The following is a 576-nucleotide window of genomic DNA, read 5'->3' on the forward strand; positions in this document are numbered from 1 at the left end:
GGGGTGGGGATGTCGGACGGGGAGGCCAGGCCCAGGAGGCCGGCCAGGTGGCCGTCGTCGTCCGCGACGAGCAGGGTTCCGTGCTCAGCCATCGAGCGCAGTGACTCCGTGTCGAAAGCGCCCTGTACGAAGCCCTGTTCCGCGCGTTCCCGTTCCGTGAGGGCGTCGTAGTGGTTGGCCGCGAAGAGTTCCGCCATGGCGGGGGCATCGGTCGCGACGGCAGTTCGGTAGTCCATGACGCTGATCCTGTCGGGTGCGCGGGCGTTTCGATGGTTCTGCCCCCAGGTGGCAGACCCTCCAGGGGCCGTGGGCTTCCGGCCGGTGCGACGAGCGGGCCCCGACCGCAACCGTCGGCGCCTGAGGGGAGTCGTACCCGCCATGGACGAACCGCGCGCGATGCGCAGGGAGAGAGTGGCGCCGACTGTCCGCACGGCGGTGGGTGTCGGGGGGATCTGCCTTGCCGCGGTGGCGAGTTGGAGCAGCACGTTGCTGGTGGTGCGGGGGCAGGTGGTTCCCGGGTGGGGGGTCAGTGCGGTTCTGCTCGGGCTGGCGGTTGTTCTTCGGTGGGGGCTTCAC

General features: G+C 70.7%; 1 pseudogene. It reads right to left on the minus strand.

Annotation, left to right across the window (positions count from 1 at the left end):
- Positions 1-236, minus strand: a pseudogene (locus tag CCN72_RS37815) (GNAT family N-acetyltransferase); the annotation flags it as partial.
- Positions 237-576 lie beyond the last annotated feature (340 nt).

The sequence above is a fragment of the Streptomyces murinus genome (assembly GCF_002154555.1).
GTDB lineage: Bacteria > Actinomycetota > Actinomycetes > Streptomycetales > Streptomycetaceae > Streptomyces > Streptomyces murinus.